Origin of the sequence: Vibrio sp. V38_P2S17PM301, assembly GCF_009904845.1 — a bacterium.
In the GTDB taxonomy this organism is placed as follows: domain Bacteria; phylum Pseudomonadota; class Gammaproteobacteria; order Enterobacterales; family Vibrionaceae; genus Vibrio; species Vibrio proteolyticus.
Genome location: NZ_WXWO01000001.1, coordinates 68,911 through 94,173, shown reverse-complemented (window position 1 = coordinate 94,173; position 25,263 = coordinate 68,911). Strand labels below are relative to the sequence as shown.

General features: G+C 49.5%; 20 protein-coding genes. 18 read left to right on the top strand and 2 right to left on the bottom strand.

Annotated features, from left to right (window positions below; translation table 11 throughout):
- Position 1: 1 nt before the first annotated feature.
- From CAG64_RS00420 to CAG64_RS00385, 8 genes are all read left to right on the top strand, one after another.
- Positions 2–1,444 carry an ATP-binding protein gene (locus CAG64_RS00420; RefSeq protein ID WP_161457762.1) on the top strand — a complete coding sequence of 481 codons (1,443 nt, stop codon included), beginning with the start codon at positions 2–4 and terminating at the stop codon, positions 1,442–1,444.
- Positions 1,445–1,583: 139 nt separating this feature from the next.
- Positions 1,584–2,831, top strand: coding sequence for an ABC transporter substrate-binding protein (locus CAG64_RS00415; protein WP_161455143.1), 1,248 nt, complete (start codon positions 1,584–1,586; stop codon positions 2,829–2,831).
- Between the two features lie 87 nt (positions 2,832–2,918).
- The gene (locus CAG64_RS00410) at positions 2,919–3,842 is read left to right on the top strand and encodes a carbohydrate ABC transporter permease (protein WP_161455142.1); all 924 of its coding nucleotides are present in this window, start codon (positions 2,919–2,921) and stop codon (positions 3,840–3,842) included.
- Entirely contained in the window at positions 3,839–4,696 is an 858-nt protein-coding gene (locus CAG64_RS00405; protein WP_021704001.1) for a carbohydrate ABC transporter permease, read from the top strand. The genes CAG64_RS00410 and CAG64_RS00405 overlap by 4 nt, the downstream gene beginning before the upstream one ends.
- A 5-nt stretch (positions 4,697–4,701) precedes the next feature.
- Complete coding sequence (locus CAG64_RS00400; protein ID WP_021704002.1) at positions 4,702–5,817, top strand: ABC transporter ATP-binding protein; 1,116 nt, start codon at positions 4,702–4,704, stop codon at positions 5,815–5,817.
- A 363-nt stretch (positions 5,818–6,180) separates the two neighbouring features.
- Complete coding sequence (locus CAG64_RS00395; protein ID WP_161454840.1) at positions 6,181–7,179, top strand: TRAP transporter substrate-binding protein; 999 nt, start codon at positions 6,181–6,183, stop codon at positions 7,177–7,179.
- 65 nt (positions 7,180–7,244) lie between these two features.
- Positions 7,245–7,916 carry a TRAP transporter small permease gene (locus tag CAG64_RS00390; RefSeq protein ID WP_161454839.1) on the top strand — a complete coding sequence of 224 codons (672 nt, stop codon included), beginning with the start codon at positions 7,245–7,247 and terminating at the stop codon, positions 7,914–7,916.
- Positions 7,917–7,919: 3 nt separating this feature from the next.
- Positions 7,920–9,281 carry a TRAP transporter large permease gene (locus tag CAG64_RS00385; protein ID WP_161454838.1) on the top strand — a complete coding sequence of 454 codons (1,362 nt, stop codon included), beginning with the start codon at positions 7,920–7,922 and terminating at the stop codon, positions 9,279–9,281.
- Positions 9,282–9,613: 332 nt separating this feature from the next.
- Here the strand turns inward: CAG64_RS00385 and CAG64_RS00380 are convergent, their stop codons facing one another.
- Both CAG64_RS00380 and CAG64_RS00375 read right to left on the bottom strand, forming a co-directional pair.
- Entirely contained in the window at positions 9,614–10,951 is a 1,338-nt protein-coding gene (locus tag CAG64_RS00380) for a sigma-54-dependent transcriptional regulator (protein WP_161455141.1), read from the bottom strand.
- Between the two features lie 4 nt (positions 10,952–10,955).
- The gene (locus tag CAG64_RS00375) at positions 10,956–12,737 is read right to left on the bottom strand and encodes a sensor histidine kinase (RefSeq protein ID WP_161455140.1); all 1,782 of its coding nucleotides are present in this window, start codon (positions 12,735–12,737) and stop codon (positions 10,956–10,958) included.
- 572 nt (positions 12,738–13,309) lie between these two features.
- On the opposite strand from CAG64_RS00375, the gene tig reads away from it, so the two are divergent.
- From tig to ihfB, 10 genes are all read left to right on the top strand, one after another.
- Positions 13,310–14,611 (top strand): trigger factor, encoded by a 1,302-nt coding sequence (gene tig, locus CAG64_RS00370; RefSeq protein ID WP_161455139.1) that lies wholly within the window; start codon positions 13,310–13,312, stop codon positions 14,609–14,611.
- 105 nt (positions 14,612–14,716) lie between these two features.
- Positions 14,717–15,343 (top strand): ATP-dependent Clp endopeptidase proteolytic subunit ClpP, encoded by a 627-nt coding sequence (gene clpP / locus CAG64_RS00365; protein ID WP_021704010.1) that lies wholly within the window; start codon positions 14,717–14,719, stop codon positions 15,341–15,343.
- An 84-nt stretch (positions 15,344–15,427) separates the two neighbouring features.
- Positions 15,428–16,708 carry an ATP-dependent protease ATP-binding subunit ClpX gene (gene clpX, locus CAG64_RS00360; protein ID WP_021704011.1) on the top strand — a complete coding sequence of 427 codons (1,281 nt, stop codon included), beginning with the start codon at positions 15,428–15,430 and terminating at the stop codon, positions 16,706–16,708.
- A 131-nt stretch (positions 16,709–16,839) separates the two neighbouring features.
- Positions 16,840–19,191, top strand: a complete 2,352-nt coding sequence (gene lon / locus CAG64_RS00355) for an endopeptidase La (protein WP_021704012.1) — start codon at positions 16,840–16,842, stop codon at positions 19,189–19,191.
- Positions 19,192–19,377: 186 nt separating this feature from the next.
- Positions 19,378–19,656, top strand: a complete 279-nt coding sequence (locus tag CAG64_RS00350) for an HU family DNA-binding protein (RefSeq protein ID WP_281169117.1) — start codon at positions 19,378–19,380, stop codon at positions 19,654–19,656.
- A 154-nt stretch (positions 19,657–19,810) separates the two neighbouring features.
- Positions 19,811–21,664: a peptidylprolyl isomerase gene (gene ppiD, locus CAG64_RS00345; RefSeq protein ID WP_161455138.1), complete on the top strand. Its 1,854-nt coding sequence runs from the start codon at positions 19,811–19,813 to the stop codon at positions 21,662–21,664.
- A 138-nt stretch (positions 21,665–21,802) separates the two neighbouring features.
- Complete coding sequence (locus CAG64_RS00340) at positions 21,803–22,099, top strand: ComEA family DNA-binding protein (RefSeq protein WP_202599476.1); 297 nt, start codon at positions 21,803–21,805, stop codon at positions 22,097–22,099.
- Positions 22,100–22,252: 153 nt separating this feature from the next.
- The gene (gene cmk, locus CAG64_RS00335; RefSeq protein ID WP_021704016.1) at positions 22,253–22,933 is read left to right on the top strand and encodes a (d)CMP kinase; all 681 of its coding nucleotides are present in this window, start codon (positions 22,253–22,255) and stop codon (positions 22,931–22,933) included.
- A gap of 108 nt (positions 22,934–23,041) precedes the next feature.
- Complete coding sequence (rpsA, locus tag CAG64_RS00330) at positions 23,042–24,712, top strand: 30S ribosomal protein S1 (protein ID WP_021704017.1); 1,671 nt, start codon at positions 23,042–23,044, stop codon at positions 24,710–24,712.
- A 234-nt stretch (positions 24,713–24,946) separates the two neighbouring features.
- The gene (gene ihfB / locus CAG64_RS00325; RefSeq protein WP_021704018.1) at positions 24,947–25,231 is read left to right on the top strand and encodes an integration host factor subunit beta; all 285 of its coding nucleotides are present in this window, start codon (positions 24,947–24,949) and stop codon (positions 25,229–25,231) included.
- The last annotated feature ends 32 nt before the right edge of the window (positions 25,232–25,263 follow it).

Below are 25,263 nucleotides of genomic sequence, written 5' to 3'. Positions count from 1 at the left end.
GATGCGCTGGCCGACCTTAAAACCCAACTCTTTGGTGGCACGAACTCTGTTGCTGACCTTGCTGGCGGTGGTGATCGCGCAGGGCATCGCCACCGCCATCTGGTATAGTGAGTCAAAACACAAAGAACTGGCGGGTATCCGCTCAGCGTCATCGAGTATGGCGAACATGTTTGCTTCCACGGTGAACTTTTTTCAGTCTCTGCCAATTCGTTATCGCCACATTGTGCTCGATCAGATCCGCAATATGGGCGGAACACGTTTTTTTGTCTCGTTCAATAAAGAAAAACTGCTTGTTGAACCGATCGGCGATACGAGGCTAAAACGGGCATCGGTCGATGCCATCAGGACGGTGCTGAATGAGAAACTCAATCATGTCCAGTCGGTGTCGGTAGACTTCTCTCGTCCGGAAACCTTGCGTTTGCTGAAAAACGACATCTATCTGAGCGACTTACCTAAATCCTGGGCCCACCATACGCTGACGCTGGCACCCATTAACCCGCCAGTGCTGGTGGTTCAGATCGAGCTTAAAGATCATGAATGGTTGTACATTGCAGCGCTGTTGCCCGCACCTTATATCACACTGGACGACACCATTTTGGGTCGGGAGCAAGTGTTGTTCTTGTTCTTTTCCACCAGCTTGCTGTTGGGATTGACCTATTTGCTGGTGCGTCGTCAAGTGAAACCGCTTAAGCGGTTGGCGAAGGCGGCCAATGAGATGAGCATGGACATCCAGCAACGCCCCTTGGTGGAAGAGGGGGCAAGTGAACTGGTCATGGCGACTCGCGCCTTCAACCGGATGCAGCAGCGTATCCGGCGTTATGTGGCCGACCGGGATCACCTGTTTTCTGCCATTTCACATGACTTAAAAACCCCGATCACCCGTTTGCGGCTGCGAGCCGAACTACTGGAAAGTGATCACAAACGAGAGAAGTTCAACAAAGATCTTGATGAGCTGGAGATCATGGTGAAATCGGCATTGCAGTGTGTTCGAGATACGGATCTGCACGAAAACAATGCGTATGTTGACCTGAATGAGGTTATACAGTCGGTGATTGAGCCGCTCAATCATCAGCAAATCCGGGTTGAATTTCATCCGGCTGAAATCGAGCCTATCGTTGCGAAGCCGCTGGCCATTAAGCGGGTTCTGGCCAATTTGATTGACAATGCGGTCAAATACGGACTGCGCGCCAGTATTCAGGTGGACGAGACACCAGATTGGGTGACCGTCACCATTATTGACCAGGGGCCTGGTATTCCTGACAGTAAACTCGAAGCGGTGTTTGAACCGTATTTTCGTCTGTCTGAGGATGACAACGGCCACGGCCTTGGACTGGGCATTTGCCGCAATATTCTGCATGGACACGGCGGAGATCTCATTATCGACAATCTGCCTCAAGGCGGGCTTCGCGCTCGAGTCTTTATCCCACCTAGCCTGGAAGTGTAATGTAACAATATTGTTACCTGTGGGTTACGGTTTGTTTCAGTGTTTGTTTTTGAGTTGGATAGACTTGCGGATGAACGGGCATGAAAGCCTGTGCCCGGCAAGGACCGGGAGTGTCTAATCCGATACATGGAAGATAACAATGAAAATGACCAAAACCCTACTGACCTTATCTCTTTTATCTGCTACCTCATTCGCACAAGCCGGTGAAGTGGAAGTGCTGCACTGGTGGACATCCGGTGGCGAAGCGAAATCCATTTCAGTGTTAAAACAGATGCTCGAAGAGCAGGGCCACAGCTGGAAAGACTTTGCGGTTGCCGGTGGTGGCGGTGAAAGTGCGATGACCGTACTGAAAACCCGCGCAGTCTCAGGAAACCCGCCTTCTGCGGCGCAGATCAAAGGCCATGATATTCAAGAATGGGGTGGATTAGGCTTTCTGACTAATCTGGATGATGTTGCCAAAGAAGGCCACTGGGATGAGGTTGTGCCTTCCATGATCACCGACATCATGAAATGGAACGGTGAATATGTGGCGGTACCGGTGAACGTGCATCGGGTGAACTGGCTTTGGGCCAACCCTGCGATGTTTGAAAAAGCCGGCGCTAAAATCCCGACCACTATGGACGAATTCTTTGCAGCTGGTGATAAGCTGAAAGCGGCGGGCTTCGTGCCACTGGCTCATGGTGGCCAGCCTTGGCAGGATGCCACGGTTTTTGAAGCGGTTGCGCTGGGTGTGCTTGGCAGTGATGATTACAAGAAGGCGTTTGTCGATCTCGATATGGACACGCTGTCTGGCGACAAGATGGTAGAGGTGTTTACCAAGTTCCAGAAAATGCATGACTACATTGACGCTAACTCGCCGGGACGTGACTGGAACGTTGCAACGTCGATGGTCATCAATGGTGATGCTGCGATGCAAATCATGGGTGACTGGGCCAAAGGCGAATTCAGTGCTGCGGGCAAAATGCCGGGCAAAGACTACGTTTGTGTGCCAGCACCAGGCACATCCGGTCAGTTTACCCACAATGTCGACAGCTTTGCGTTTTTTGAGCTGAGCGATGCTGAGAACAAGAAAGCCCAGAAAGCACTGGCAAAAACCATCCTTGAACCTGCGTTTCAGGAAGTGTTCAATCTGAACAAAGGATCGATTCCGGTTCGTCTGGATATGGATATGTCGAAATTCGACAGCTGTGCACTGGACTCAATGGCGGCGTTCAAAGCCACGGCGAAGTCAGGTGATCTGGTGCCGAGTATGGCACATGGCATGTCGACCACCAGTTACGCACAAGGCGCGATTTTTGATGTGGTGACAAACTTCTTTAACGATCCTGACGCGGATCCGAAAGAGGCTGCACAGAAGCTGGCGAAAGCAGTGAAAGCGGCTATCTAAAGCGTAGGGAATCGGGTTTATGGGGAACCCGGTTTGCTGTTGCTCCGGGAGTGGGGGCTCCCGGAGCATTTGCAACAAGGAATCGTTATGGAGCATGTTTTGACTCGGTCTACGACGAAGTCGGCACCGAAACCCGGTTTCGCCGACAGACTTCAACACTGGCTGCCAAAGATTGTACTTGCACCGACCATGCTGGTCACCGTGGTGTGCATTTACGGCTATATCTTCTGGACGGCTGCACTTTCAATGACCAACTCACGTTTTCTGCCCAGTTTTAATTTTGTTGGTTTTATCCAGTATGAAAAACTGATGGAAAACGACCGCTGGATCACTTCTATCACCAACCTTGGTTTGTTTGGTGTGCTGTTTATGTTCATCGCGATTGCGCTCGGGGTTGGGCTGGCTATTCTACTGGATCAGAATATTCGTCAGGAAGGCGCGATCCGCACCATCTATCTCTACCCGATGGCATTGTCCTTTATCGTGACGGGTACCGCGTGGAAATGGATTCTTAACCCGGGGCTTGGCCTGGAGAAACTGATGCATGACTGGGGATTCCAACATTTCAGTTTCAACTGGCTGGTGGACTCTGACATGGCGGTCTACACCTTAGTGATTGCGGCGGTGTGGCAGTCTTCCGGCTTTGTTATGGCGATGTTTCTGGCTGGGCTGCGTGGTATTGACTCATCCATTATTCAGGCGGCCAAGATTGATGGCGCCAGCCTGCCGACCATCTACTGGAAAATTATTCTGCCGTGTTTGCGTCCGGTATTTTTCAGCGCAGTGATCATCACCTCTCACATTGCGATTAAGAGCTTCGATCTGGTGACGGCAATGACCGCCGGTGGTCCCGGCTATTCGTCCGATTTACCGGCGTTGTTCATGTACGCACACTCATTCACCCGCGGCCAGGTTGGTCTGGGGGCGGCCAGTGCCATGATGATGTTGGCGGGGATTCTGGCCATTCTGGTGCCTTATCTGTATTCGGAACTGAGGGAGAAAAAATCATGAATTCCACAATGAACCTCTCCCGGGCGTTGATTTACACGGCGCTGGTATTCTTTTGTCTGGTGTATCTGATGCCACTGTTTGTCATGGTGATCACCTCGTTTAAGACCCTGCCGGATATTCGTGCCGGAAACTTGATGAGTTTGCCTCAAGAGTGGGTGTTTGATGCCTGGTACAAAGCCTGGGACAGCGCCTGTACCGGTGTGAAATGTGAAGGGGTGAAGGGTTACTTCTGGAACTCGTTCCAAATGGTGATCCCGGCGGTGGCCTTGTCTACGTTGCTGGGCGCTTTCAACGGTTACGTGGTGACCAAATGGCAATTTCGTGGTTCCAACCTGTTTTTCAGCTTGTTGCTGTTCGGCTGCTTTATTCCGTTTCAGGTTATTTTGTTGCCGATGGCGGCGGTGCTGGGTAAGTTGGGGTTGGCGAATACCACAGCAGGTCTGGTCACCGTGCACGTGATTTACGGTATGGCTTTTACCACGTTGTTCTTCCGTAATTTTTATATCGGGGTACCGGATGAGCTGATCAAAGCGGCTAAGCTGGACGGGGCAGGCTTTTTTACTATTTTCTTCAAAATTCTGCTGCCGCTGTCGACGCCGATCATCATGGTGACGGTGATCTGGCAGTTTACCTCCATCTGGAATGATTTCCTGTTTGGGGTGGTTTACTCCGGGTCCGATACGCAGCCCATTACGGTGGCATTGAATAACCTGGTCAACACCAGCACCGGGGTGAAGGAGTATAACGTGGATATGGCGGCGGCGATCATCGCGGCATTGCCAACGCTGGTTGTGTATGTACTGGCAGGAAAGTATTTTGTTCGTGGCCTGACCGCGGGATCAGTAAAAGGATAATTAACATGGCAACACTGGAACTGAAACAGATCCGTAAAACGTACCCGAAAGCGGAGCAGGAAACCCTCAAAGGCATCGACATCAGCATTGATTCCGGGGAGTTTCTGATCCTGGTTGGCCCGTCTGGGTGTGGTAAGTCGACGCTGATGAATACCATTGCGGGGCTGGAAAACATCAGCTCAGGTGAGATTGTGATTGATGGTATCGATGTTGCGAGTGTCGAGCCAAAAGATCGTGATATTGCGATGGTCTTCCAGTCTTACGCGCTGTATCCGAACATGACCGTGCGAGGCAATATTGAATTTGGCCTTAAGATCCGTAAATTGCCTCAGGCAAAAATTGATGCGGAAGTCGAACGGGTTGCAAAGATGCTGCAAATTGATCAATTGCTGGAACGCAAACCCTCTCAGCTGTCCGGCGGACAGCGTCAGCGGGTGGCGATGGGACGTGCGCTGGCTCGTCGGCCAAAACTGTTCTTGTTTGATGAGCCGTTGTCGAATCTGGACGCTAAGCTCAGAGTTGAAATGCGTCATCAGATCAAACGTCTTCACCAGCAGTTGAGTACCACGATCGTGTACGTAACCCACGACCAGATTGAAGCCATGACGCTGGCTGACCGGATTGCCGTGATGAAAGACGGTATTTTGCAGCAACTTGGCACGCCGCAAGAAATCTATAACCGACCGAACAACATGTTTGTTGCCGGTTTTATGGGGTCTCCGTCGATGAACTTTATTCACACCATGGTGGATCTGGACGAGCATGACAAACCTGTGATTAAAGTGACCGGTGGTAATGGCCAGGAGCATCACATCAGATTACCAGACTCCATGCGTGCTCAGGACGGTAAGGAGATCGTGATTGGTCTAAGGCCGGAACACATCACGGAGTCGGCCAACCCGGACTCTGTGGCGTCAACGGAACTGACGTTGCAGCTTGAGGTGCTTGAGCCAACCGGACCGGATACCATCGCGATGATCAAGGTGAATGATCAGGAAGTGGCGTGCCGCTTGTCGCCTGAGTTTGACGCCAGTGTAGGTCAGGTTGCCCCTCTGCATTTTGATTTGTCCAAAGCGGTATTTTTTGACGCCCAGTCGGAGCAGCGCATCGACTTCCATTAAACCAGGTTAAGTGTGTCCCCACATCAATGTCCACGGGGGAGGGCGCTGAGCGGTGCTTGCAGTTCAGCGTGGGGATGCACTTCCTGCCAACTCGCCGCTTTTATTCCTTCGCCTCTTTCTGATCATTCCCAAATTCAATGAGTCACTTTTGACTCATTCATCAATTTCGATGGGTCATTTCCCACCCATTTTATCATTCTGTTGGGTGAACTCTGCTGCTTTCTCGGATGCATTTTCACATCTAACTTATTGTAACTTAAAGGTTGTAGCAAAAATGTTAAAGGTTGGCCTGTAAGTTGCCTTTACTAAAGGGTATCAGTGCCCATAGATGGGGCTGTGATTATCCACAAGGAGAAGAACAACATGTTAAAGCCTTTAACTCTACTATCTGCCTCTATTCTTGCTGTCACCAGTTTCAACGCCGCGGCGAACTGTGACCCTGGTGAAATCGTGATTAAGTTCAGTCACGTAACCAATACCGACAAGCACCCGAAAGGGATTGCGGCGTCGCTGTTGGAAAAGCGGGTCAATGAAGAGATGAATGGTAAAGCCTGTATGCAGGTATTCCCAAACTCAACACTGTACGATGATGACAAAGTTCTGGAAGCGATGCTAAATGGTGATGTTCAACTGGCAGCACCGTCTTTGTCTAAATTCGAAAAATTCACCAAAAAGTTCCGTATTTTCGATCTCCCTTTCCTTTTTGATGATGTAGATGCGGTGGACCGCTTCCAGAGTTCTGATGCTGGTGAGAAGCTAAAAAATGCCATGAACCGCCGTGGCGTTCGCGGTCTGGAGTTTTGGCATAACGGCATGAAGCAAATCTCCGCCAACAAGCCCTTGATTCACCCTGAAGACGCGAAAGGTCTGAAATTCCGTGTTCAGGCTTCAGACGTGCTGGTGGCTCAGTTCGAGCAGCTTGGTGCAAATCCACAGAAAATGTCATTTGCGGAAGTGTACGGCGGCCTGCAGACCAAAGTTATCGATGGTCAGGAAAATACCTGGTCGAACATCTACGGTAAGAAGTTCTTCGAAGTACAAGACGGTATCACTGAAACCAACCACGGTATCTTGGATTACCTGGTGGTGACGTCGACCAAATGGTGGGACGGACTCCCGGCCGATGTGCGTGATCAGTTCGCAACGATCCTGAAAGAAGTCACAGATACCCGTAATGCCGAATCCAACAAAGTGGAGCAGCAGAACAAGCAGTATGTGATTGAAGCGGGCGGTGTCGTACGTGAACTGACACCGGAGCAGCGTCAGGAATGGGTAACAGCGCTGAAGCCGGTCTGGAAGAAATTTGAAAAAGACATCGGTTCTGATCTGATCGATGCGGCACTGGCTGCCAATCAGAAATAACTCATCACTATAACAGGCTCCCGCGCGTCGGGAGCCATCTCTACCTGATTCGAGCGATGTATCACATGGAACAGTCATTTTTTGCGAAAGTCGGTCAGTTCACCGACAAGGTAGAAGAGACATTGATTGCCTTCTTCCTCGGCGCGATGACGATGCTGACATTCATTAACGTCATCATGCGTTATCTCTTTAACGACAATATTCTTTGGGCACTGGAGCTGACCGTGTTCATGTTTGCCTGGATGGTGCTGGTCGGGGCGTCTTATGGCGTCAAAAAGCACTTTCACATTGGGGTGGATGTGGTCATCAATCTGGCCCCAGAAGGGGGGCGTAAAGTACTGGCGCTATTAGCGGTAGGCTGCTGCCTGGTATTTTCTGTACTGCTGCTGATTGGCTCGTGGAACTACTGGTATCCGTTTATTTCAGAACGTGCCTGGTATGAAACCGACGATATTCCCATGCCGGACATGTTTCAGTTTCTGGCTGACTGGTTGAATGAAGGTGAACGCTACGAAAAACTACCACGCTTTATTCCTTATATGGCATTGCCACTGGGTATGGCACTTTTAACTTTCCGTTTCGCTCAGTTGGCCGTCCAGATCATGACCGGTAAGCTGGATCGTTTGATCGCCGGACATGAAGCAGAGGAAGAGCTGGAGGCGCTCAAAGAGGAGCTGGCTGAAGAAGCGGGCGACGTGATGACGCCAAAAAGCAAACACGACAACAAGGAGAACTAAGTCATGGATATTTTGCTGTTATTTCTTCTTGTTATCGGCTTTATGCTGGTTGGGGTGCCCATCGCGGTCTCACTGGGCTTGTCGAGCATCCTGTTTTTAATGTGGCATTCGGAAGCGTCTCTGGCTTCTGTGGCACAGACGCTGTTCAACGCGTTTGAAGGTCACTATACCCTGCTGGCGATTCCGTTCTTTATTCTGGCATCGAGCTTTATGTCGACCGGTGGTGTGGCGAAGCGGATCATCCGTTTTGCGATTGCCATGGTGGGCTGGTTCCGTGGTGGTCTGGCCATGGCGTCCGTGGTGGCTTGTATGATGTTTGCGGCGCTGTCTGGCTCATCGCCCGCCACCGTGGTTGCTATTGGTAGTATCGTGATCGCCGGGATGATCAAAAACGGTTATTCCAAAGAGTTTGCCGCGGGTGTGATTTGTAATGCGGGGACCTTGGGGATCTTGATCCCGCCTTCCATCGTTATGGTGGTGTATGCGGCGGCAACGGATGTCTCGGTTGGCCGGATGTTTTTAGGCGGCGTGATCCCGGGACTGCTGGCCGGTGTCATGCTGATGATTGCTATTTACATAGCTGCCCGGGTGAAAAATCTGCCCAAGCAGCCGTTTGTTGGCTGGGGCGAGGCGTTAAAGGCGGCCAAAGATGCGAGCTGGGGTTTGCTGCTGGTAGTGATCATCTTGGGCGGTATTTACGGTGGTATTTTCACGCCGACAGAAGCGGCGGCCGTCGCAGCTGTCTACGCGTTCCTGATTGCCAACTTTGTGTACCGCGATATGGGGCCGTTTGCAGACAAGCAAAACCGCAAGCCAGCAGTGGTGAAAATCCTGCAAGCCTTTGTCCACAAGGACACCAAGCATACGCTGTTTGAAGCGGGCAAGCTGACCATTATGTTGTTGTTTATCATTGCCAACGCTTTGATTCTGAAACACGTTCTGACCGAAGAACGTATTCCACAAATGATCACAGAGTCCATGTTGTCTGCGGGTTTGGGACCGATCACCTTCCTGATTGTTGTCAACGTCTTGCTGTTGATCGGCGGTCAGTTTATGGAGCCGTCTGGCTTGCTGATCATCGTGGCACCGTTGGTGTTCCCGATAGCGATTGCACTCGGTATCGATCCGATTCACCTCGGTATCATCATGGTGGTGAACATGGAAATCGGAATGATCACACCGCCTGTGGGATTAAACCTGTTTGTGACCGCCGGGGTGGCGAAAATGTCGATGATGAGTGTGGTGAAGGCGGCGTTGCCATGGGTGGCGGTGATGTTCCTGTTCCTGATCATCGTGACGTATGTGCCTTGGGTTTCAACTTGGTTACCGACTTCTCTGATGGGACCGGAAATCATCACTAAATAACATCAGGCAAAAAAACGAGGAGGGTTAAACCTCCTCGTTTATTTTTGTACCTGAGCCTGCGCGTGGGTCACGGGTGAATCTGCGCTCGTAAAATTGATACTTACGCTTGTTCCTCCGCCTGTCCTGGCCAGAACGTTGTTCGCAGCGATACACTCCGTCAATCAGCACCGTGTCGCTGATGTTCGGCACTTTTACTTTTTCGCCCATACGCATCCGATAAACCCAATAACCTGCGCTTAGTATGGCTAAGCAGGCGATGGGTGTCACAGTACAAAGAGGTAAAATGTATCTTGTCTCAAAAATGAAACGTGTGGGTGCATGGTTTTGTCTGGTTAGTTTTTGTACGCCTCTTTTTCGATTTGATACTTTTGCATTTTGTCGTAGAGCGTTTTTCGTGGGATGTTCAGTTTTTCCATCGTCTGCTTGATACTGCCACCACACTCGATCAGTGCGCGCTCAATTGCCGCCTTTTCAAATTCCGCGACCTGCTCTGCCAGGCTCGACGATGGTACTGAAGCAGGTACATCACCCAATTGCGTCAGTTTGCCTAAAAGTACGAATCGTTCGGCGGCGTTGCGCAGCTCACGGACATTACCCGGCCAGTCGTGACTGAGCAACTGCTGCAAATCATGCTCGGGCAAAGCATTGGCGGCCTTGCCGTATCGGGCGGCAGCAACCAGTAAAAAATGATGGAACAAGGCGGGAATATCATCTTTGCGTTCACGAAGTGGCGGCAAGTCGAGTGTGACGATGTTCAAGCGGTAATACAGATCCTGCCGGAACGTACCGTCTGCGGCGGCCTGTCTGAGATCAACCTTTGTCGCCGCAATGACGCGAATATTGAGTGGCAGCAGTGTGTTAGAGCCGATGCGCTCAAAAACGCGCTCTTGCAACACGCGCAGCAGACGGATTTGTGCCTGCATTGGCATCGATTCAATTTCATCCAGAAATAGTGTGCCATTTTGCGCATGTTCAAATTTACCAATGCGCTGGGCATCCGCGCCAGTGAACGCCCCTTTTTCATGGCCAAACAGCTCGCTTTCAATCAGGTTTTCCGGGACGGCGCCACAGTTGACGGCCACAAAGTTCTGTTCGCGTCGCACACTCTGTTCATGTAAGGAGCGGGCAATCAGCTCTTTGCCGGTGCCGGTTTCCCCAAACAACAGAATATCGGCATCGGTATCGGCTATCTGCGTGATGGTGTCACGCAGATCACGGATACACTGGGTGTCGCCGATGATGCGTGGCCCCAGCGTCTGACTGGCTTTTAAGCTGCGCTTCAGCGCTTGGTTTTCTAGGGTTAGGTTGCGCTTATCGATGGCGCGCCGCACTGTTTCTACCAGCCGATCCGGTGAAAACGGTTTTTCGATGAAATCATACGCGCCGTTATGCATCGCGCTGACGGCCATGGAAATGTCGCCGTGACCGGTGATCAGAATCACTGGCACTTCCGGATCCTGATTGAGGACTGTTTGAAGCAGGTTTTCGCCCGACAAGCCCGGTAGGCAAATATCGGTCACGACCACTTTAGGCAGCGTATCGGCTTTGGCGGCCAGCAATGCCTCTTCGGCACTGGCAAAAAACTGCGCCTCAATCTCTTCCAGTTCGAAGCTTTGTGCGATGGCTTCGCGAATGTCATGTTCGTCATCAATGAAAAATACATCGTGCATTGATTCATCCTTGTATAGGCAGCGGCAGTTGAATGGTAAAGCGGGCTCCGTTTAATGGCGACCGAGAGACCGTGAGCTGACCGTTCATGGCTTTGATAATTTGTTGTGAAATCGACAGCCCTAAACCGAGGCCGTTCTTTTTCGTGGTATAAAACGGTTCAAACAGCTGATTTTGTTGTTCTTGACTCAGCCCGGGCCCGTTATCATCAATATGGATCAGAAGGCAGTCTGCGTGAACGTTGACCGAAAGGCGAATCAAACGTTGCGGCTGCTCTTCTAATGCCTGAACCGAGTTGGTCAGCAGATTAATCAAGACCTGTTCAAGCTGGATAGGGTTGATTTCCACTTCGACGAGATCGTCGCTGTTGATCTCCAGCGTGACCTGGTGAGCCTTAAGTTGTGCTTCTAGCAACTCGCGAGTGGACTGAATAACCGGATGCAGGCGGGTTACGATCCGTTCACTGCTGTCAGATTTGCGAGCGAATGATTTTAACTGCTCACTGATCTTAGCCATGCGCTCGGTCAGAGACGCGATCCGTGCCAGATTGTCATCCACCTTCGGGTAGTTTTCTTTGTTCAGGTAGCGTCGTCCATTGTCAGCAAAGCTGCGAATGGCTGCCAACGGGTTATTCAGTTCGTGGCTGATACTGGCTGACATCTGTCCCAGCACGGCGAGCTTAGCGGCTTGAATCAGTTCGGCCTGTGTCTGGCACAGCGCTTCCTCAGTTCGGCTGCGTTCATCAATTTCTGCGTGCAGCTTGGCGGTGCGCTCCATCACCAGGTACTCCAGCTTCTGTTTGGCTTCAGACTGAATCTGCTCCAATTGACGGTGTTTCAGTTGCCGGTTGTGGATCAGCAGCATGACCAGATAGATGATCGCAAACACCAGACTGAGAATCACCACAAAGCCGAGACTTTGCCAGAATAGCGTGACTTTGGGTGACAGAACTCGGATATTGAGTGACAGCTGGCTCAGGGGGCGTGATGAAACGATAAAGTCTCCCGCCAGTCCGCCGCGCCTTGGGTTTTTCAGTTCTGTCGGGGAGTGACTCAGATCGCCATTCAGGCCAAGCGAACGGATAGGCGTATCCAGGTACTGGCGGCTGTTGGTGATCGTCGAGCGCTGGGCTTCAGATAACGTAATGAGGCTTTTGAACAGCCACTTCGGGTTACTGGACATGAAAACGACTTGATTGGGGTCGGTGGCAACGAAGGTGCTGTCTTTGCTTTCCCAGTTTTCTTCAATGGCGGACAAGTCCATTTTAACCACTACCACGCCAATAATTTCCGCTGCATACACCACAGGGTAAGAGTAGTAGTATCCCCGTTGTCCCGAAGTCGAACCCAAAGCGAAATACTGGCTACGAGTGCCCTGCATGGCGATATTGAAGTAGGGCCGCCAGGCGAAGTTACGTCCCAGAAAGGAGCGGTCGAGATTCCAATTACTGGCTGCGATGGTGGTTCCGTTTGCGTCGAGCAGATAGCTATCTGAAGCTTGAATGACATCATTGACTTGTTCCAGATAACGGTTGGTCACTTCGATCTGAGCGGGGTTGTCCGGTTGCAACAATGCGTCGACCAGTTCTTTGTCTTTCGACAACAACCGGGGTAAGTGAGCGTATTTGTCGAGCTTGGTGGCAATATGGCTGGCAAAACGATCCAGCTGAGCCTGATGTTCGGCCAGCAGATTCTGGTAACTGTAGCGCCACACGAGTTGGGCGCCGCTGGTGGCCAGCAGGAGAAATACAACCAGCAATATCAGGCTGGCTCGTCGAATTCGCAGCATGACTTCCTTTCCTGAAACAACGAAATCCATTCAGCAGGCCTGGTGAATTGCTCGTGCAAGAATGACGCGAAATCAACCGCAGGCCCTTGGTATATAAGGTAAAGCGAATTGCGAATGAGGTGTTCAAAAAGATAGCGATTCTGCGGGGTAAAACAGGAGCGAGATCTCTTTTTAAGTTATTTAACGAAAAAAAGCCTCGATTCCCTTGAAAAAGCCATTATTGTCCCCATTTCAAACGAAGATTTTCAGCGTTTGTTCGATTTTAGGGCAAATGTGCGGGAATTTAGAACAATGGCGTAACGATATCAGGGATTAGCTCGACAGGCCTGTTTATGGTCGTTAGAATGCTGCGTCTAAAAATCGTTTTGTCCTGAGACTAATCGGAGATACCTTTTTCTCCTGGCAAGGCCGGCAGAAATAGAAAGATATCGCTGATTAGTCCGGCGTCAGCTCCGGCTGACACCGATTCTCAAGTTTAAATGAGTGCCAAGCGGCACTTGACAAGGATGCAGTTGGTGAGTCACCAACTCATACGCTCAGCCTGGCTGGGCCTGTTTTGAGGTTTATATATAATGCAAGTTACTGTTGAAACGCTAGAAGGCCTAGAGCGCCGTCTGAATATTACTGTTCCTGCTGCAAACATCGAAGATGCAGTGACAGCTGAACTACGCAACATCGCGAAAAACCGTCGTTTCGATGGTTTCCGCAAAGGCAAAGTGCCAATGAAAATGGTTGCGAAGATGTACGGCAAAGCAGTACGTCAAGACGTGATGGGTGAAGTTATGCAACGTCACTTCATCGAAGCGATCGTGAAAGAGAAAATCAACCCAGCTGGCGCTCCAACTTTCGCACCGGTAGAAAACGAAGAAGGTAAAGACCTGGTTTTCGCTGCGACTTTCGAAGTTTACCCAGAAGTGGAACTGAAAGGTCTGGAAAGCATCACGGTTGAAAAGCCAGTAACAGAAGTTAACGATGCAGATGTCGATGAGATGATCGAAACTCTGCGTAAGCAACAGGCAACTTGGAAAGAAGTTGACACAGCGGCTGAAGAAGGCACTCGTGCAACGATCGATTTCGTTGGTTCTATCGGCGGTGAAGAATTCGAAGGCGGTAAAGCTGAGAACTTCCCTCTGGAAATGGGCGCAGGTCGCATGATTCCTGGTTTTGAAGACGGTATCACAGGTAAAACTGCGGGTATGGAATTCGAAATCGACGTGACTTTCCCAGAAGATTACCACGCTGAAAACCTGAAAGGTAAAGCAGCGAAGTTCGCCATCAAAGTGAACAAAGTTGAAGCTCGCGAGCTACCAGAACTGAACGATGAGTTCGTGTCTAAGTTCGGTGTTGCAGAAGGCGGCATTGACGCGCTTAAAGCGGAAGTTCGTAAGAACATGGAGCGCGAACTGAAGCAAGCTGTGAAGAACCGCATCAAAGAACAGGCTATCGACGGTCTAGTTAAAGAAAACGAAATCGACGTACCAGCAGCACTGATCGACCAGGAAATCAACGTCCTTCGTCAACAGGCAGCTCAGCGTTTCGGTGGCAACGTAGAAGCAGCAAACCAGCTTCCACGTGAGCTGTTCGAAGAGCAAGCAAAACGTCGCGTTGTTGTGGGTCTGCTACTGGGTGAAGTGATCAAGTCTGAAGAGCTGAAAGCTGACGAAGACAAAGTGAAAGCACTGATCGAAGAGATGGCAACAGCGTACGAAGATCCATCAGAAGTGATCTCTTACTACGAGCAGAACGAGCAAATGATGAACAACATGCGCAACGTTGCTCTGGAAGAGCAAGCAATTGACGCTATCATCGCTAAAGCACAGGTGACTGAAAAACAAGTTGGCTTTAACGAGCTGATGAATCAACCTGCTGCTTAATAGGCAATATCTTGCGTAGAAGGTTGACTATGAGTTAACTATTCTGCTAACAATGGTCCGTATGATATACATCATCCGGGCCATTTATTTTAGGGACATAAGAATATGAGCTACCAAGAAAAAAATGCAATGTCGCCAATTCTGGACGCACTGGTACCTATGGTGGTTGAACAGACTTCCCGCGGCGAGCGCTCTTACGATATCTATTCTCGTCTGCTGAAAGATCGCGTGATTTTCCTTACGGGTCAGGTAGAAGACCACATGGCTAACCTTGTCGTGGCTCAGCTGCTTTTCCTGGAGTCGGAGAATCCTGACAAAGATATCTTCCTGTACATCAACTCACCTGGTGGCAGTGTGACTGCAGGCATGTCTATCTACGACACCATGCAGTTCATCAAACCAAACGTCAGCACCCTGTGTATCGGTCAGGCCTGCTCAATGGGCGCGTTCTTGCTGGCTGGCGGTGCGCCAGGTAAACGTTATGTGCTGCCGAACTCGCGTGTTATGATTCACCAACCGCTGGGTGGCTTCCAGGGGCAGGCATCGGATATTCAGATCCATGCGCAAGAAATCCTGAGCATTAAACAGAAGCTGAATACGCTGCTGGCTGACCACACTGGTCAACCACTGGAAGTGATTGAGCGTGATACCGATCGTGATAACTTTATGTCAGCTCAGCAAGCGGTTGACTATGGTCTGGTTGACGCAGTGCTAACCCATCGTGGCGAGTAACACACAAGCGGCGATTGAGTAACGCAATTCGGCTTAATTTGATATACACTCAAACATTATGAGTAAAGGCTAAGAGGTTAGCGAATGACAGACAAAAGCAAAGAGAGCGGTAGTAGTAAACTGCTTTACTGTTCTTTCTGTGGCAAAAGCCAGCACGAAGTTCGCAAGCTAATCGCAGGCCCATCGGTTTACATTTGTGACGAGTGTGTCGATCTTTGTAACGACATTATTCGTGAAGAAATCAAAGATGTTCTGCCTAAGAAACAGTCGGAGGCGTTACCTACGCCAAAGCAGATTCGTGAACACCTTGATGATTATGTGATTGGCCAAGATTACGCGAAGAAAGTGCTCGCTGTTGCGGTATATAACCACTACAAGCGTTTACGTAACGGTGACACCACCAGTGAAGGGGTGGAACTGGGTAAAAGTAACATCCTGTTGATTGGTCCGACAGGTAGCGGTAAAACGCTGCTTGCAGAAACGCTGGCGCGTTTCCTGGATGTACCATTTACTATGGCGGACGCAACCACGCTGACTGAAGCGGGGTATGTGGGTGAAGATGTTGAAAACATCATCCAAAAGCTGCTGCAAAAATGCGATTACGATGTAGCAAAAGCTGAACGTGGCATTGTTTACATCGACGAAATCGATAAGATTTCCCGTAAAGCAGAAAATCCATCTATCACACGCGACGTTTCGGGTGAAGGTGTGCAGCAGGCGCTGCTGAAATTGATCGAAGGTACGGTTGCTTCTGTTCCTCCTCAGGGCGGGCGCAAACATCCTCAGCAGGAGTTCCTGCAAGTGGACACGTCCAAGATCCTGTTCATCTGTGGCGGCGCATTTGCCGGCTTGGATAAGGTGATTGAACAACGTGTTGCCAAAGGAACCGGTATCGGGTTTGGTGCGGAAGTGCGCTCGAAAGACGAAAGCAAAACTGTCGGTGAGCTGTTCACTCAGGTAGAACCTGAAGACCTGGTGAAATACGGTTTGATTCCTGAGTTCATCGGTCGTCTGCCAGTGACAACAACACTGACAGAGTTGGACGAAGACGCGCTAATCCAAATCCTGCGTGAACCAAAGAATGCACTGACGAAACAGTATGCTGCCTTGTTCGATCTGGAAGAGGTTGAGCTTGAGTTCCGTGAAGATGCGCTCAGTGCGATCGCGAAGAAAGCGATGGAGCGTAAAACGGGTGCTCGTGGTCTGCGTTCTATTCTGGAAAGCGTGCTGCTGGAAACCATGTACGAGCTACCGTCTTCTACTGACGTGAGCAAAGTCGTGATTGATGAATCGGTGATCAATGGCGAGTCTGAACCGCTGTTGATTTACACCAACTCAGACAACCAAGCTGCTGGCGCTGAGTAACAAAACAGCAAAATAAAACAGGAGGCAATTATTGCCTCCTTTTTTTTATTCTTTCATTGAATCCAACAAATTAGGCCCCATATACTGCATAACAGTCAGAGTTAAAACGTGATAGCGGAAGAGAGAATTATATGAACTTGGAACGTTCCGAGCGTATCGAGATCCCCGTGCTGCCACTGCGCGATGTGGTCGTTTACCCGCATATGGTTATTCCTTTGTTTGTTGGCCGTGAAAAATCAATCAGCTGCCTGGAAGCAGCGATGGATAACAACAAGCAAGTGTTACTGGTTGCACAAAAGCAGGCAGAAACCGATGAGCCAACAGTTGAGGACCTATTTGAAGTAGGGACAGTGGCGACCATTCTGCAGTTACTGAAACTGCCAGACGGTACTGTAAAAGTGCTGGTTGAAGGCCAGCAGCGTGCCAAGATCCACTCCATTACCCAAGACGATTTCTTTCTTGCCGATGCAGAATACCTGCAGACGCCTGAATTAGACGAGAAAGAACAAGAAGTCATCGTTCGTAGCGCAATCAATCAGTTTGAAGGTTTCATCAAACTGAACAAAAAGATTCCACCTGAGGTACTGACGTCGCTGAATGGCATCGATGAAGCGGCTCGCCTGGCAGACACTATTGCCGCTCATATGCCGCTGAAACTGAACGACAAGCAGCAAGTATTGGAAATTCTGGATGTGACTGAGCGTCTTGAATTTTTGATGGGGCAGATGGAGTCAGAAATCGACCTGCTGCAAGTCGAAAAGCGCATTCGCAGCCGCGTTAAAAAGCAGATGGAAAAATCTCAGCGCGAGTACTACCTCAACGAGCAGATGAAAGCCATCCAGAAAGAACTGGGTGAAATGGATGACGCGCCGGACGAGTTTGAAGCGCTGAAGCAAAAGATTGAAGAGGCAAAAATGCCTCAGGAAGCGCGCGAAAAAACTGAGCAGGAACTGCAAAAGCTGAAGATGATGTCCCCGATGTCAGCGGAGGCCACTGTGGTACGCAGCTACATCGATTGGATGGTCAGCGTGCCGTGGAATAAACGTTCTAAGGTGAAAAAGAATCTGGCGAAAGCGGAAGAGATCCTGAACGAAGACCACTACGGCCTGGAGCGCGTGAAAGAACGTATCCTTGAGTATCTCGCCGTGCAGAACCGGATCAACAAACTGAAAGGTCCAATTCTGTGCCTGGTAGGGCCTCCGGGGGTGGGTAAAACCTCATTAGGTCGTTCGATTGCAGCTGCTACTGGGCGCAAATATGTGCGCATGGCTCTGGGTGGGGTTCGTGATGAAGCGGAGATCCGTGGTCACCGCCGCACTTACATTGGTTCTCTGCCAGGTAAACTGATTCAGAAAATGTCCAAAGTAGGGGTTCGGAACCCGTTGTTCCTGCTGGATGAAATCGACAAGATGTCATCAGACATGCGTGGCGACCCGGCTTCGGCCTTACTTGAGGTACTGGATCCAGAACAGAACAACTCGTTCAACGACCATTATCTGGAAGTTGATTACGATCTGTCGGATGTGATGTTTGTTGCGACATCGAACTCAATGAACATTCCAGGGCCGCTGCTAGACCGTATGGAAGTGATTCGTCTGTCGGGGTATACCGAAGATGAAAAACTCAATATCGCTAAGCGTCACTTGGTTGAAAAGCAGGTGAAGCGCAACGGCCTGAAACCGCACGAAATTGAAATTGCTGATTCGGCGATCATCGGTATCATCCGTTACTACACCCGTGAAGCGGGCGTGCGTAACCTGGAGCGTGAAATCTCCAAGATCTGTCGCAAAGCGGTGAAGAATATTTTGCTGGACAACGACATCAAGTCGGTGACCGTCACGATGGACAACCTGAAAGATTATTTGGGTGTGCAACGTCATGACTACGGCAAAGCCGATGATATGAACCGTATTGGTCAGGTGATTGGTCTGGCATGGACGGAAGTTGGTGGCGATCTGCTGACGATTGAAACTCAGTCAATGCCGGGTAAAGGTAAGCTGACGCAAACCGGCTCCCTGGGTGATGTGATGCAGGAGTCGATTCAGGCTGCAATGACAGTGGTTCGCTCTCGTGCTGATGCGCTGGGCATCAATAACGACTTCTATGAGAAGAAAGACATCCACGTGCACGTTCCGGAAGGGGCGACACCAAAAGACGGGCCAAGTGCGGGTATCGCCATGTGCACCGCTCTGGTCTCCAGCTTGACAGGCAACCCGGTCAAAGCGGACGTTGCGATGACAGGTGAGATCACATTGCGTGGTGAAGTGCTGCCTATCGGTGGTTTGAAAGAAAAACTGTTGGCAGCACACCGTGGTGGCATTAAAACGGTGCTGATTCCTAAGGATAACGAACGCGATCTGGAAGAAATTCCGGACAACGTGATTGCTGACCTGACCGTGATCCCTGTCCAGTGGATTGATGAAGTTCTCAAAGTTGCGCTAGAGCGAGACCCGTCAGGTGTCGAATTTAACGTTAAAAAATAGTGATGTGCAGCAAAAATAAGTAAAAGATTGCGCTGATAGGCCGAAAAAGGCTTGTCAGCGTTTTTTTTGGACGCTAACGTTACCAACATAGCTGGAAAGCCTTTTGGAACGGGGCCTCCGGCTAAATTTGAAACTTAATGGAACGAATATGCTACCCATAAAAATACTAAGGTAGCGCAAAGGGGAATCACAGTGAATAAAACACAATTAGTAGAAAAAATCGCTTCAAGTGCAGATATCTCAAAAGCATCAGCAGGCCGTGCGCTGGATGCATTCATTGATGCAGTAAGCGATACGCTGCAGACTGGCGATCAAGTGGCTCTGGTTGGCTTCGGTACTTTCAGTGTTCGCACTCGTGCTGCACGTACTGGTCGTAACCCAAAAACTGGCGAAGAAATCCAAATCGCAGAAGCTAAAGTACCTGGCTTCAAAGCAGGCAAAGCTCTGAAAGACGCTTGTAACTAAGCCTGATTTCGAAATTTGCGGCTAACTGCAAATTAATTCGAACCTTTTTAATTTATGCGCATCCTACTGATGCGCATTTCTTTTTCTGATATCATCGCGCTATTAAATTTTGACGTTGAAGTAGCAAACTTCATTTCTGGAGAGCAGATAGACTATGATGGAGCGATTACGCGAAGGCGTGAATAGCATCGCGGTAAAAATTATACTTGGACTAATCATCCTTTCCTTTGTTTTCGCGGGTGTAGGTAGCTACCTGGTCAGCGGTAGCAGTAATGCAGCAGCCAAAGTCGGCAGTACCGAAATTGGTCGCGGCGAGTTCGAGCAAGCTTATCAAAACGAGCGTAATCGTATGCAGGCTCAACTGGGTGATTACTTCTCAACCCTTTTATCTGATCCAGGTTATGTTCAGTCATTCCGTAAATCTGTACTGGATCGCATGATCAACGACGTGCTGTTGGAACAGCACGCAGAGTCGTTGGGTCTGCGCGTTAGCGACGATCAAGTCCGTCAGATGATCCTGGAAATGCCTCAGTTTCAGAGTGATGGTCAATTTGATCAGGAAATTTATCAGGCTGCATTGCGCCGCGCAGGTTTCTCGCCAGATAGCTTTGCTGAGTACCTGCGTCGTGATCTTGTCCGTAACCAGTTACTAACGGCAATTCAGGGCAGTGATTTCTCTCTCAAAGGTGAAGTGGAAGCGCAGAGCAAATTGATCACTCAGACGCGTGATATTCGTAAACTGACATTGTCTTTGAGCGACTTTGCAGACAAAGTACAACTGACGGATGAAGAAATTCAGGAATATTACCAACAAAACCCTGAGCGTTTCACGCGTCCGGAACAGTACAAAATTGCCTACATTGAACTGTCAGCTCAACAAATGAAAGACAAGCTGAAGGTTTCAGATGAGGAAGCGCATAGCTACTACAACGAGCATTTAGATAAATACTCTTCGCAGGCTCAGCGTAAAGTCAGCCATATTCTGATCAAAGATGAGAAAAAGGCTGACGCTGTTCTGGCTGAGCTGAAAGGTGGTGCGGATTTCTCTGAGGTAGCAAAGGAACAATCGGAAGACATCGGCAGTGCGGAATCTGGCGGCTCATTGGGGTGGATTGAACAAGGCGTCATGGATCCTGCATTTGAACTGGCGGCATTTGGTCTTAAGAATCCTGGTGATATGAGTGGCGTGGTTAAATCAGACTTTGGTTTCCACATCATCAAGCTGGATGATGTGAAAGACGCCGTCGCCAAACCATACTCGGAAGTCGCGGCATCAATAAAACAAGAGTTGAAAGATCAGATAGCGGTCAATGAATTCTATGACCTGCAGACCACGCTTGAGAAAGTGGCGTTTGAATCTTCCGATTCTTTGGATGATGCGGCGAAAGCGGTGGGTCAAACGGTTCACACCACGGACTTTATTTCTCAGCAAGACGCACCTGATGTACTGAAAAATCAGTCGGTAATGCAGGCAATCACGTCGCCTGAAGTGAAAGAAGACGGCATGAACTCTGAAGTCATCGAAGTGGCACCTGAACACGTTGTTGTGGTACGAGTCGACGACTCTCGTCCTGAAACGGTTCTGCCTTTGGAAGACGTGAAAGAGCAGGTCGTGACCCAACTGTCTAAGGTGAAAGGCGAGCAACAAGCGCTTGAACTGGCTGAGCAGTTGGTGGCTGAGCTGAAAGTCGGTAAGCAGGAGTTGTTGTCTCAGAACAATCTGGCGTTTGGTGAACTAGAGAAAATTGACCGCAGTTCGCCGCTGGCCAACACGGTTTATGCGATGGCCAAACCTCAGGACGGTAAGCCAGTGTATGCACAGGCAAAAGAGATGAACGGTGACATTGCGGTTGTGCAGCTTGAGAAGGTTGAAGCGGACATTGATCCTCAGTACAACCAACAAATCGGTACTCAACTGACGCAGTTGAACTCGCAAAAAGATTTGTCGGGTGTGCTGAGTATCTTGCGCGCCAACACCGACATTGAGTACTACTCTGTGAGTCAGTAAGCAGTTTTCATGCAACTGACAATGAGACAAAGACGGGCTGCATTTGCAGCCCGTTTTATTTTTCCTTAGTCCGCAATGCGATGCGATACAGGATACTTTAGTTTGTGTCTTCGGTTAACAATCAAACGAGGAACTCTCATGTCAGTGAAAAAATGGATGGCAACAGCGTTATTTGCCTTGCTGTTGCCTGTTGCATCGGTGCAGGCCGCAGATTCGGTGGAAAAGTATGAAGGGATTGAAATTACGGTGAATGTAAACACCGCCAGTGCGGAAGAACTGGCGACGTTGCTCAGTGGTGTCGGTCTGAAGAAAGCACAGGCCATTGTCGACTACCGGGAACAAAATGGAGGCTTTCAGTCAGCCGAACAGTTGGCAGAAGTGAAAGGCATTGGCCCGGCCTTAGTGGAAAAAAATCGCGCACGAATTCAGCTGTAAAAGTATGGACACGGTCAAGTGTGACTCGTGTCCGTTAAAAAATGGGCTTTTGTCCGATCCCGGCTAGCACCTCTTAGGTAATCCCTTTATAATTCTGTGCCGTCAAAAACCAAGAGTTTTCTGACTTGGTTTAGAATCAAAATGGAGTAAGACATGTCCTCTCAAACACCGGTTATTACCGTTGATGGACCAAGTGGTGCTGGTAAAGGCACGCTTTGTATGCAGTTGGCTGATAAGCTGGGTTTTCACCTTCTTGATTCCGGGGCGATCTATCGGGTTCTCGCACTGGCAGCCATTCACCATGGCGTGGACACAGAATCAGAGGACGCGCTCGTGCCCCTGGCGACACATCTGGATGTCCAGTTCATTGCCGAAGGAGATTTGGTCAGAGTGATTCTGGAAGGCGAGGACGTTTCCAGAGAGCTGCGCAAAGAAGAAACGGGGATGGCCGCGTCGAAAGTGGCAGCGTTGCCACGAGTGCGTGAAGCTTTGTTGCGTCGTCAACGCGCGTTTGCAGACGGCAAAGGTCTGGTGGCTGATGGCAGAGATATGGGGACCGTCGTCTTCCCGCAAGCTGAAGTCAAAATCTTTTTAGATGCCAGTGCCGAAGAGCGTGCCCAGCGCCGCCTGAAACAGTTGCAAGGCAAGGGCTTAGATGTTAGATTTGACGACCTTTTGAGCGAGATCCAAGAGCGTGACGATCGCGATCGTAACCGCCCGGTGGCGCCATTGCGCCCTGCAGAGGATGCGCTTTTGCTGGATTCTACTGCAATGAGTATCGACGAAGTGGTAGAAAAGGCACTAAACTATATCGAATCAAAGCTTGCTGAATAACGAGTTCATCAAGCTGAGAGCGTCGGTCGCATGGATGATGACTGGCGAAGTTAATAACCCCATGAGGTAGGATACCCGTGGACGTTTACTTTATTGAAGATTAATTAAATGACTGAATCTTTTGCTCAACTCTTTGAAGAGTTTCTAAACGAAACAGAATTCCAACAAGGCAGCATCGTTAAAGGTACTGTAGTAGCTATCGAGAACGGTTTCGTTCTTGTTGATGCTGGTCTTAAGTCTGAATCTGCTATCCCTGCTGAACAGTTCAAGAACGCTGCTGGCGAGCTTGAAGTTGAAGTTGGTGCTGAAGTAGACGTAGCTCTAGACGCTGTTGAAGATGGTTTCGGTGAAACTCAACTTTCTCGTGAGAAAGCTAAGCGTCACGAAGCTTGGATCGTTCTTGAGAAAGCTTACGAAGAAGCTGAAACTGTTGTTGGTATCATCAACGGTAAAGTTAAAGGCGGTTTCACTGTTGAACTAAACGGTATCCGTGCTTTCCTTCCTGGCTCTCTGGTAGACGTACGTCCAATCCGCGACACTGCTCACCTGGAAAACAAAGAGCTAGAGTTCAAAGTAATCAAGCTAGACCAGAAGCGTAACAACGTAGTTGTTTCTCGCCGCGCAGTTATCGAATCTGAAAACAGCGTTGAGCGTGATGAGCTGTTGGAAACTCTACAAGAAGGTAGCGAAGTTAAAGGTATCGTTAAGAACCTGACTGACTACGGTGCGTTCGTAGACCTAGGTGGTGTAGACGGTCTTCTGCACATCACTGACATGGCTTGGAAACGCGTTAAGCACCCATCAGAAATCGTTAACGTTGGTGATGAAATCACTGTTAAAGTTCTGAAGTTCGACCGTGAGCGTACTCGTGTATCTCTAGGTCTGAAACAACTGGGTGAAGATCCATGGGTAGCAATCGCTAAGCGTTACCCAGAAGGTCACAAACTGACTGGCCGCGTAACTAACCTGACTGACTACGGCTGCTTCGTTGAAATCGAAGAAGGCGTTGAAGGTCTGGTACACGTTTCTGAAATGGACTGGACTAACAAGAACATTCACCCATCTAAAGTTGTTAATGTAGGCGACGAAGTTGAGGTTATGGTTCTTGAAATCGACGAAGAACGTCGTCGTATTTCTCTAGGCCTGAAACAGTGTAAAGCTAACCCATGGCAGTCTTTCGCTGAAGCGCAAGCTAAAGGCGATAAAGTAACTGGTAAGATCAAGTCTATCACTGACTTCGGTATCTTCATCGGTCTTGACGGCGGCATCGACGGTCTGGTTCACCTGTCTGATATCTCTTGGAACGTTCCAGGTGAAGAAGCAGTACGTGAATACAAGAAAGGCGACGAAATCTCTGCAGTTGTTCTAGCTGTAGATGCAGAGCGTGAGCGCATTTCTCTGGGCGTTAAGCAAATGGAAAATGACCCATTCAACGCTTACGTTGCAGACAACAAGAAAGGCACTCTAGTTAACGGTACTGTTACAGCCGTTGACGCTAAAGGCGCTACTGTTGAGCTGGAAGAAGGCGTAGAAGGTTACATCCGCGCTTCTGAAGTTGCTCGTGACCGCGTAGAAGACGCATCTCTGATCCTGAGCGCTGGTGACAGTGTTGAAGCGAAGTTCACCGGTGTTGACCGTAAGAACCGCGTAATCAACTTGTCTATCAAAGCTAAAGACGAAGCTGAAGAGCAAGAAGCAATGGCATCTATCAACAAGCAAGATGAAGGTGCATTCGGTAACGCTATGGCTGACGCGTTCAAAGCTGCTAAAGGCGAATAATTCTCGTCTTATAAAAAAGGAGCCCATTGGGCTCCTTTTTTTTTGTCCGTAAAAAGTGCAATTTGTCTTGCGTCGTTATAAGTCAACCTATCATCTGCCACAGGAACTTAGTCTATAGTTTATTTAACCGCTAAGTAGATGTGTGAATTTTCAGCTATAATCTAAGCAAGTGTTTGTTGGAACTGAAATTCCTGACTATAATGACTGAAAAATTGATGCGAGAAGAGGGGAACTATGACTAAGTCTGAACTGATTGAAAGGTTGTGCGCAGAGCAGACACATCTTTCGGCAAAAGAGGTTGAAGATGCTGTAAAAGACATTCTGGAGCATATGGCTACGACTCTGGAAAATGGCGATCGCATCGAGATCCGTGGTTTTGGCAGTTTCTCACTGCACTACCGTGAGCCTCGTGTTGGCCGTAACCCGAAAACCGGCGAAAAAGTGGAGCTGGAAGGTAAATACGTTCCTCACTTTAAACCAGGTAAAGAATTGCGCGAGCGTGTCAACTCAGACCTGTAATTCCCCGGCAGACTATAAAAAAGCGGCATACG

Excerpts from the sequence above, each read along its gene's own strand:
- CAG64_RS00340 (WP_202599476.1), top strand. The coding sequence starts at position 21,803 with ATGTCAGTGAAAAAATGGATGGCAACAGCGTTATTTGCCTTGCTGTTG.
- CAG64_RS00380 (WP_161455141.1), bottom strand. The coding sequence starts at position 10,951 with ATGCACGATGTATTTTTCATTGATGACGAACATGACATTCGCGAAGCC.
- CAG64_RS00385 (WP_161454838.1), top strand. The coding sequence starts at position 7,920 with ATGGATATTTTGCTGTTATTTCTTCTTGTTATCGGCTTTATGCTGGTT.
- CAG64_RS00410 (WP_161455142.1), top strand. The coding sequence starts at position 2,919 with ATGGAGCATGTTTTGACTCGGTCTACGACGAAGTCGGCACCGAAACCC.
- cmk (WP_021704016.1), top strand. The coding sequence starts at position 22,253 with ATGTCCTCTCAAACACCGGTTATTACCGTTGATGGACCAAGTGGTGCT.
- tig (WP_161455139.1), top strand. The coding sequence starts at position 13,310 with ATGCAAGTTACTGTTGAAACGCTAGAAGGCCTAGAGCGCCGTCTGAAT.
- CAG64_RS00405 (WP_021704001.1), top strand. The coding sequence starts at position 3,839 with ATGAATTCCACAATGAACCTCTCCCGGGCGTTGATTTACACGGCGCTG.
- CAG64_RS00420 (WP_161457762.1), top strand. The coding sequence starts at position 2 with ATGCGCTGGCCGACCTTAAAACCCAACTCTTTGGTGGCACGAACTCTG.
- ppiD (WP_161455138.1), top strand. The coding sequence starts at position 19,811 with ATGATGGAGCGATTACGCGAAGGCGTGAATAGCATCGCGGTAAAAATT.
- CAG64_RS00395 (WP_161454840.1), top strand. The coding sequence starts at position 6,181 with ATGTTAAAGCCTTTAACTCTACTATCTGCCTCTATTCTTGCTGTCACC.
- clpP (WP_021704010.1), top strand. The coding sequence starts at position 14,717 with ATGAGCTACCAAGAAAAAAATGCAATGTCGCCAATTCTGGACGCACTG.
- CAG64_RS00400 (WP_021704002.1), top strand. The coding sequence starts at position 4,702 with ATGGCAACACTGGAACTGAAACAGATCCGTAAAACGTACCCGAAAGCG.
- rpsA (WP_021704017.1), top strand. The coding sequence starts at position 23,042 with ATGACTGAATCTTTTGCTCAACTCTTTGAAGAGTTTCTAAACGAAACA.
- ihfB (WP_021704018.1), top strand. The coding sequence starts at position 24,947 with ATGACTAAGTCTGAACTGATTGAAAGGTTGTGCGCAGAGCAGACACAT.
- lon (WP_021704012.1), top strand. The coding sequence starts at position 16,840 with ATGAACTTGGAACGTTCCGAGCGTATCGAGATCCCCGTGCTGCCACTG.
- CAG64_RS00415 (WP_161455143.1), top strand. The coding sequence starts at position 1,584 with ATGAAAATGACCAAAACCCTACTGACCTTATCTCTTTTATCTGCTACC.
- clpX (WP_021704011.1), top strand. The coding sequence starts at position 15,428 with ATGACAGACAAAAGCAAAGAGAGCGGTAGTAGTAAACTGCTTTACTGT.
- CAG64_RS00390 (WP_161454839.1), top strand. The coding sequence starts at position 7,245 with ATGGAACAGTCATTTTTTGCGAAAGTCGGTCAGTTCACCGACAAGGTA.
- CAG64_RS00375 (WP_161455140.1), bottom strand. The coding sequence starts at position 12,737 with ATGCTGCGAATTCGACGAGCCAGCCTGATATTGCTGGTTGTATTTCTC.